A 7,488-nucleotide genomic window follows, 5' to 3' on the forward strand; every position below is an offset into this window, starting at 1 on the left:
CTGCAAAATCGGTTGGGAAACGGAACGTTTTTTGTTACAATGATTGAAAATCGTTGAATGTAAAGGGGATCATTATGGAATATATCAGCACCAGGGGGAAAGTGGCGGGAATCGGCTTCGTGGAAGCAGTTCTGATGGGACTGGCCGACGACGGCGGTTTGCTCGTTCCAAAGCATATCCCGCAAGTATCGCAAGACACGCTGGCCCAGTGGCAACAGCTCTCCTACCCGGAGTTGGCTCTTGAAATTTTCTCGCTCTATATCGACGGGGAAATTCCGCGTGAAGATTTGAAGCAGCTTGTAAATGACAGCTACGCTACGTTCCGCGACCAAGAGGTAACGCCTCTCCGCAAAGTTAAGAACAATTTGTATGTTCTCGAATTGTTCCACGGACCGACGTTTGCCTTTAAGGATATCGCTCTGCAGTTTTTGGGTAACTTGTACTCGTATATCTCCCGGAAACAAAATTCCATCATCCATATTCTCGGCGCCACCTCTGGAGATACCGGAGCTTCGGCCATCGAGGGAGTCCGCGGCAAAGAGGGCATTAAAATTTGCATCCTGCATCCGAACGGCAAGGTCAGCAAGGTGCAGGAGCTGCAAATGACGACGGTGGATGACGCCAATGTGCTGAATCTTTCGGTCGAAGGCAATTTTGACGATTGTCAGCGTATCATCAAGGAACTGTTCGCGGATGTGGCGTTCAAGCAGGAGTACCATCTGCGGGCGATCAACTCGATCAATTTCGCGCGTATTCTGGCGCAAACCGTATACTATTTCTACGCTTACTTCCAGCTCGCGAACCAAGGCGCGGCAACAGGTGCTGTGAATTTCAGCGTTCCGACAGGCAACTTCGGAGACATCTTTGCCGGCTTCCTTGCCAAAAAGATGGGGCTCCCGGTCAGCAAATTGATTCTCGCCACTAACGAGAATAACATTCTGGAACGGTTCGTCAACGAGGGAATCTACCAGCCTGGAGAATTCCATATGACTTACAGCCCGTCGATGGATATTCAGGTGGCCAGCAACTTCGAGCGCTACCTGTATTACCTGCAAGGGGAAGACGCAGCCTCCGTTGCCTCCCTAATGGACAGCTTCCGCCAGGAGGGTCGGATTACCGTATCCGGCGACCGGCTCACCCAGGTGCAGCGTGATTTCACCGCGGCCAGCGTGGAGAACGACGACTGCCTCGCCACGATCGGACAGGTGCACGACGACTTCGGTTATCTGCTTGACCCGCATACCGCTTGCGGCGTGGCCGCAGCAGACCGCTTCACCGCTAAGGGTGAAGTCACCGTGGCCTTGGCGACGGCACATCCGGCCAAGTTCAATGAAGCGATCGAGCTGATCCAGATCGAACAGACCTTCCCGCCGCAAATTCAGGCCCTCTTCGACAAGCCGCAGCATCAAAAGCTCGTCGATGGCTCGAACGACGCCGTGAAGGAAGAACTGTTGAAGTTCTTTTAACTGATAACACTAACTTAAAAAGGCTGGTCCTTCGTCATTTAAAAATGATGCTGGATCGGCCTTTTTTGCACCCGAATATTAGGTATGGGATTTTCTTTTTTACGGATTCCATGTATGATGAACGAATTAGCCTATACAAACAAACGTTCGAAGGGAGTATATAAATTCCATGAAGGAGAATGCGATTCGTTGCGCCTGGGTCAACGCGGACCCGCTATATATTGCCTACCATGACGAGGAATGGGGCAAACCGCTTTACGACGATCAAAAGCTGTTTGAATTGCTCACACTAGAGGGGATGCAGGCAGGTCTGAGTTGGTACACGATCTTGAAGAAACGTGAAAGTTTCCGCGAGGCATTCGACCATTTTGACCCCCATATCATCGTTAAATACGGACCGGACAAAGTGGAGGAGTTACTGCAAAATCCGGGAATTATCCGCAACCGGTTAAAGGTCCAAAGCGTGATCACCAATGCTTCGGTTTATTTCGATATTATCAGGGAGCACGGCAGCTTTGGCGGCTATTTGTGGAGCTTCGTGGACGGTACGCCAATCATCAATCACTGGGAGTCGATTTCCGACGTGCCCGCCTCCACCCCAATCTCCGATTCGATGAGCAAAGCTTTGAAGAAAAAAGGCATGAAATTCGTCGGCTCGACCATCCTCTATGCGTTCATGCAGGCTTCCGGCATGGTAAACGATCACACACTGGATTGTTACTGCCGAGCTTGATCCGAGGATCGACATCATTTGAACGTTATTCCGCTATGGAAAGCCCATCCCGCAACGGTTTATGTCCCGAGCAGAATGGGCTTTTTAGGTCTGAAAATATATGAGACCGCTGTATGAAGGTGCAGGTGACAGTATTCCTAAGATTCCCTGTCCGCCAGCTGCTGCTGGGCAAGCCGAATCATTTCACGGACCATCGATCCGCCGATTTTTCCGCCGATCTGACCGGCCGATTCGGTAGTCAGGTTGCCGTTGCCGCCTTGCTGGAGCGGAACGCCCAGCTCCTTGGCCACTTCATATTTCACATCGTCCGGCCGGTTCGGATCCACATCATATCCTTCACGACGCATCACTTCCGCTTTAAACGCCTGCATCCCGCGCTCCGCTCCCGGGACGGCGTATTTTCGGTTTCGTCTAGACATTTCGCCCACTCCTTTTGGACTGTTTGAACCTAACATGCCCAAGGAGGACGAAATTGATTCTTTAACACCCTTCTTTAAAGTGTTTTGGCGTTGAACGTATCTCCGCCTTCGATCGTGCCATTCTCAAAGCCCTTATAGAACCAGCGCTTCCGCTGTTCGGACGTTCCGTGCGTGAAGCTCTCCGGCACGACATAGCCCTGAGCCTTCTTCTGCAGGGTATCGTCGCCGACCGCCGTCGCTGCGGTCAGTGCTTCCTCCAAGTCTCCTTGCTCCAGCACACCCAGATCGTCCCGGGCATGATTCGCCCATACCCCGGCCAGATAATCGGCTTGCAGCTCCAGCCGGACGGACTGCTCGTTGGAACGTTTGCTGCCCGACATCTGCTTTTCCGTCGTTCCAAGGAGCGTCTGGACATGATGGCCTACCTCATGCGCGATGACGTATGCCATAGCGAAGTCGCCCGGAGCCTGGAACTTCTGTCGCAGCTCATCGTAAAAGCTGAGATCAATGTAGAGCTTTTTGTCGCCTGGACAATAAAAAGGCCCTACGGCTTTCCCGGCAGTCCCGCAAGCGGATTGGACGCTGTCCGTGTATAAGACAAGAGTCGGCTTTTCATAGACCAGCCCTTCTTCCCTAAACAGCTCGGTCCACACGTCCTCCGTATCCGCCAGCACCACGGAGACAAACTGGGCGAGCTCCTTCTCCTCTTGCGTCTCCTGGTAGGGAGCGCTCGTCTCCGAGCCGACGGAGGTCAGCGAACTCAGCAAGTCTCCGGCATTTCCCCCGCCGAGCAGCGTCACCACCAGCAAAATGATGATACCGCCGATGCCGCCGCCGATCATGGCGCCGCCGCCTTTGCCCCGGCGATCCTCTACGTTCGAGCTTCCACGTCTTCCTTTCCACTGCATGGTCATCCCCCCTAGCCCATTTCGATCCTGGTAAATCAGATTGTCTTATTTAATACCCACATTTGGCTAGGGAACCGTCAAACCGAAAAAAATCACAGTTACCAACATTTAGCACCACAACTATATCCGTTCCAATTCGTCCAATTAAGTAACAAATAACGACAAGGTGATGAAAAATATGACAACACAAAAAGCCACGATCCTTCTTTTGCTTGCTGCGTCTCTTCTCGCTTCGACCCCAGTTCATGCCGAATCGTCGGCCTCGGACTCTACAAATACAACTCTTCCTATAACCGAATCATCAGTTGATCCTGCAACCGGTTCAGTACCCGGTCCAGTATCCGTATCCGTCTATTTGGACGGACGCCAGCTGCAGCCCGAGACGAATCCGCTGCTCATAGACGGCACCGTGCTCATCCCGATGCGCGGACTGTTTGAAGCCCAAGGCGCTAAACTGACTTGGGAAGAAGCCAGTAAAACGGTCACCGCTACTAAAGATAACACGGAGCTTATCTATCGGATCGGCGAACAAACCGCGCAATTGAATGGGAAAGCCCTGGACCTGACCGTTCCCGGACGGATTGAGAACGGCTATTCGCTGGTTCCCCTGCGTTTTGTCAGTGAAGCGCTCGGCAGCACGGTAAAATGGGAAGCCAACACAAAGACCGTTATGATCACTTCCCCAGACCCGATCAATTATGAAACCAGTATTCTATGGGGCGTCAACCTACGCAGTGCGCCGGATGCGGAGAGTCCAGCCGCGGAGAATTTGCTGCCCGCCGGAGAGAAGGTCCACGTCGTTCGCGAAGTCTCCCCGCTCTGGTTAGAAGTACGCACGCAGGATAACCGGACCGGCTTCATCTCGGCCAAGCCCAAATATACCGACTACTCCAGTACCGCATTGCGGGAGAAACAGGCGGATGAGCTCATCGCCTACGGCATGAAGTATCTGGGCACGCCATATGAGTTTGGCGCCTCGCCGACACAGACGCAAACCTTCGACTGCTCGTCGTTCGTCAAGCGCGTTTTCGGAGATACCCTATCGATCGAACTCCCACGAGTTTCTTACGACCAAGCCAAAGTTGGAAAAGAAGTCAGCCTGGATGATCTTCAAAAAGGGGATCTGCTGTTTTTCGATTCGCGGGGACTGGATATCGGCCACGTAGCCATGTATGCGGGTGACGGCCAACTGCTTCACACCTACTCCGTCAAATACGGCGTTCGTCTGGAGAATTTCTCCGACTCTTGGAAGAAGCGGTTTGTTACGGCTCGGAGAGTGTTAGAGTAACCTAGAAAGACTAACTGTTCAGTGAGGAAGAATCGTGTGGGAGGAACTGATTCTAAGGTTTTTACGAAAACCTGGTGGTTAGAGCTCGTACACAGGGGGCATCCCGGGAGAGATGATGGTTGTACAGACGCTAAGAGTGGATGTTACCTCGAGCGTCTCTCCCTATATAAAATTAAAAGAGGATTGGACGCATCCAATCCCCTTAAGTGTTAGCCGAAGCTTAACACCGCTATTAGTTATAATATATACTACCACAATTCCCCATATGCGTAAACAGCTAAACAAAATTTCCCAAAGCGCCTATCTTCCTTCTAAAATCCGAACCTACTATGGAGGTATATACCGGGATAGGGATCTTACTCCTTAAGATCTCTGACTCATTAACGAATGCTCTTATTAGCTTCCTTAAATCAGTTTTGGAGCTCCCTAACTTTTTTAATATAAAAACTACTATAACAATATAATCTACAATAGAATGAAAGGTAATGTTGTCTACCTTTGTTTCGTGCTGAAGGTACTCCTTCAATCTGGCCGGCGCATCCGCTTTACTAAATCTACAGTCAAAGACTACCCCGTTATGGGCTATTGCATTTCGCAAATCTTTGATCAAAAAGATAATATCCTCGAGGATTCTCCCATTTTGATTATGAGAAGTACTATGAATATCGAGGTCCTGAGCAATCAGAATGCGAGTATCAATGTTTAAACATTGTATAAAGAAGCCGAAAATCCCCAAGGTAATAACTTCAAAAATCGCCCAGAGCGGGATAGGTTCATTTTTATGAAAGAAATGTTGAATAACAGCTTTTTTATCTGAGAAGTTATAGCTAATGGAGCCATATATCTTATCTCTCAGATCTAATCTGCTCTTCATTTTTTTGTGATACTCCTTGCTTTTAACATCATGCTTTTTGTAATCATTCAAGAGATTAGAAAAAATGTACTCGAAATCAATCGGGCCGACTTGAACCAATCTTTCAAGGGTATAGTTTTTCAAAGCCGTTTCAATAAACATAATTTTAGAGTATAATAGCGACTTTAAATTTGAGTCATATTCATATACTGCCACCACTTCGTCGAAATGAGTATAGGATATTTTATTCGTATTATTTCCGACGAACCTATAGCCTTTGTAGCCATGGTAATAACCTATATTGAGCAGTTGCTGCTTATGCGTACTCCCCTGTATGGTAATTCCATGATTGTCACGCAAGTGCCGCATGAGACCATTGGTTGTTTTCCCTTGAACCATCCTATTTACACCTCAGTAAAAGACGAAATAATTTACACTAATAAGATTCTATCACAACCATTAAAATAAAATCTTAATTACCGTAAAATATTTACAGGAGTGAGCCGTTCGGATCTCCCTCTCACTTGGCCACCGTCTTAAAATACCGGTAAACCCGCTGCAGTTTCTGCTCATGCCGGCCCCGGGGGCTTTCCATCGATCCGAATTCAAAAAATTTAACCGGGCGGATGCCCACATATTGAAGCAGGGCCTTGCGCATCAACACTTTATGGGCGTTATTAAGCCAGTAGAGCGGGTACAGCGCAGGCCCTTTCATCGTTGACACGTAGACGGCGGATTTTCCTTTCAGCAGGCCCTCCGGAAGCAGCTTGCCGTTATCCCGGTAGGCAAAGCCGGAGGCAAACATTTTATCGATGTAGCCGAGCAGCATAGCCGGGGGGCGGCCCCACCAAATCGGATATACGAATACGATTTTGTCCGCCCATTGAATCTGCGCGCGGTATTTTTCCAAAGCCGGATCGGCATGCATATCCCGTCTGCGCTTCTGCTCATGGAACACGAGCACCGGATCAAACTCTTCCTCATACAAATCGAGCACCTGGACCGCTGAAATCGCAGGATTCTCGCGGCTGCCTTCCAGAACCTTTTGCAAAAAATCATAATTCAAGCTTCGATGATTCGGATAGGTGTAAATCACCAGCAGGTTCATGAGTGCCACTCCCTTTAGTTATCATTTGATAATGATATGTTATCTCCGATCATAAATGTAATGCTATTTACTTGTCAAATGATAATTGTTTTATGATAACAACCCTGTTATCTTGGGAGGGAGGTGATATCGTGGATAAGCATCAGCTATTCCGGCAATTTGTCGGTTTTACGACAGCCGTGCATGAAGTGAAGCATGAAATGACCAAAGACGTGAAGACTGCGGACATTACGCCGGTGCAGTATGACATTCTGGAATATATCGCAGTCAGCCAGCCGGTCACCCTAAGCCAAATCAGCGATTGCCAGCATCTCTCCATGCCGAATGCGAGCCGGGAGATCCGGAAGCTTCAAGACAAAGATCTCTGCGAAAAATATACTTCAGCGGAAGACCGCCGCGTGCAATATATCCGTCTGTCTCCTGAGGGGCAGTCTTTAATGGACAAGGCCTTTCAAGTGATCGAGGGCCGTTTTCTGGAGCGGATTGCGGGGTTATCGGATGGGCAATTGGGCGAAATCAGCCGGGCGCTGGATGTCCTGCAAAGTCATGTCTTTTCTCAAAAACAATAAAAAGAACCTGTCCGGAATAAACTGGTACCCATAGTTTGGACACTTTGAAAAAAGGTGTTCAGGCTGTGGGTACCTTTTTGTATACTGGAATAAGCATCGGGGGGGATTGCATGAGCAAGAAGAGATTTACCGAAGAGGACCGTG

8 protein-coding genes are annotated in these 7,488 nt (G+C 49.3%); 4 read left to right on the forward strand and 4 right to left on the reverse strand.

The annotated features are described in order from the left end of the window. Positions 1 to 74 precede the first annotated feature (74 nt). Together thrC and KB559_RS17065 are read left to right on the forward strand one after the other, a co-directional pair. A complete protein-coding gene (thrC, locus tag KB559_RS17060) occupies positions 75 to 1,466 on the forward strand; it encodes a threonine synthase (protein WP_211023160.1) in 1,392 nt (463 codons plus the stop codon). 169 nt (positions 1,467 to 1,635) lie between these two features. Continuing rightward, positions 1,636 to 2,199: a DNA-3-methyladenine glycosylase I gene (locus tag KB559_RS17065; RefSeq protein ID WP_211023162.1), complete on the forward strand. Its 564-nt coding sequence runs from the start codon at positions 1,636 to 1,638 to the stop codon at positions 2,197 to 2,199. A gap of 137 nt (positions 2,200 to 2,336) precedes the next feature. Here the strand turns inward: KB559_RS17065 and KB559_RS17070 are convergent, their stop codons facing one another. Together KB559_RS17070 and ypfJ are read right to left on the reverse strand one after the other, a co-directional pair. Then, the gene (locus KB559_RS17070) at positions 2,337 to 2,618 is read right to left on the reverse strand and encodes an alpha/beta-type small acid-soluble spore protein (protein ID WP_211023164.1); all 282 of its coding nucleotides are present in this window, start codon (positions 2,616 to 2,618) and stop codon (positions 2,337 to 2,339) included. A 74-nt stretch (positions 2,619 to 2,692) separates the two neighbouring features. Continuing rightward, positions 2,693 to 3,526, reverse strand: coding sequence for a KPN_02809 family neutral zinc metallopeptidase (gene ypfJ / locus KB559_RS17075; protein WP_211023166.1), 834 nt, complete (start codon positions 3,524 to 3,526; stop codon positions 2,693 to 2,695). A gap of 178 nt (positions 3,527 to 3,704) precedes the next feature. Between ypfJ and KB559_RS17080 the strand changes: the two genes are divergently transcribed. Then, complete coding sequence (locus tag KB559_RS17080; RefSeq protein ID WP_211023168.1) at positions 3,705 to 4,814, forward strand: C40 family peptidase; 1,110 nt, start codon at positions 3,705 to 3,707, stop codon at positions 4,812 to 4,814. Between the two features lie 277 nt (positions 4,815 to 5,091). On the opposite strand, the gene KB559_RS17085 is transcribed toward KB559_RS17080, so the two are convergent. Both KB559_RS17085 and KB559_RS17090 read right to left on the reverse strand, forming a co-directional pair. Further along, complete coding sequence (locus KB559_RS17085; protein ID WP_211023170.1) at positions 5,092 to 6,066, reverse strand: Abi family protein; 975 nt, start codon at positions 6,064 to 6,066, stop codon at positions 5,092 to 5,094. A gap of 121 nt (positions 6,067 to 6,187) precedes the next feature. Next, positions 6,188 to 6,775 carry an NAD(P)H-dependent oxidoreductase gene (locus tag KB559_RS17090; protein ID WP_211023172.1) on the reverse strand — a complete coding sequence of 196 codons (588 nt, stop codon included), beginning with the start codon at positions 6,773 to 6,775 and terminating at the stop codon, positions 6,188 to 6,190. Positions 6,776 to 6,906: 131 nt separating this feature from the next. On the opposite strand from KB559_RS17090, the gene KB559_RS17095 reads away from it, so the two are divergent. Continuing rightward, positions 6,907 to 7,344 carry a MarR family winged helix-turn-helix transcriptional regulator gene (locus tag KB559_RS17095; protein ID WP_211023174.1) on the forward strand — a complete coding sequence of 146 codons (438 nt, stop codon included), beginning with the start codon at positions 6,907 to 6,909 and terminating at the stop codon, positions 7,342 to 7,344. The last annotated feature ends 144 nt before the right edge of the window (positions 7,345 to 7,488 follow it).

The sequence above is a fragment of the Paenibacillus sp. Marseille-P2973 genome (assembly GCF_018101095.1).
In the GTDB taxonomy this organism is placed as follows: domain Bacteria; phylum Bacillota; class Bacilli; order Paenibacillales; family Paenibacillaceae; genus Fontibacillus; species Fontibacillus vini.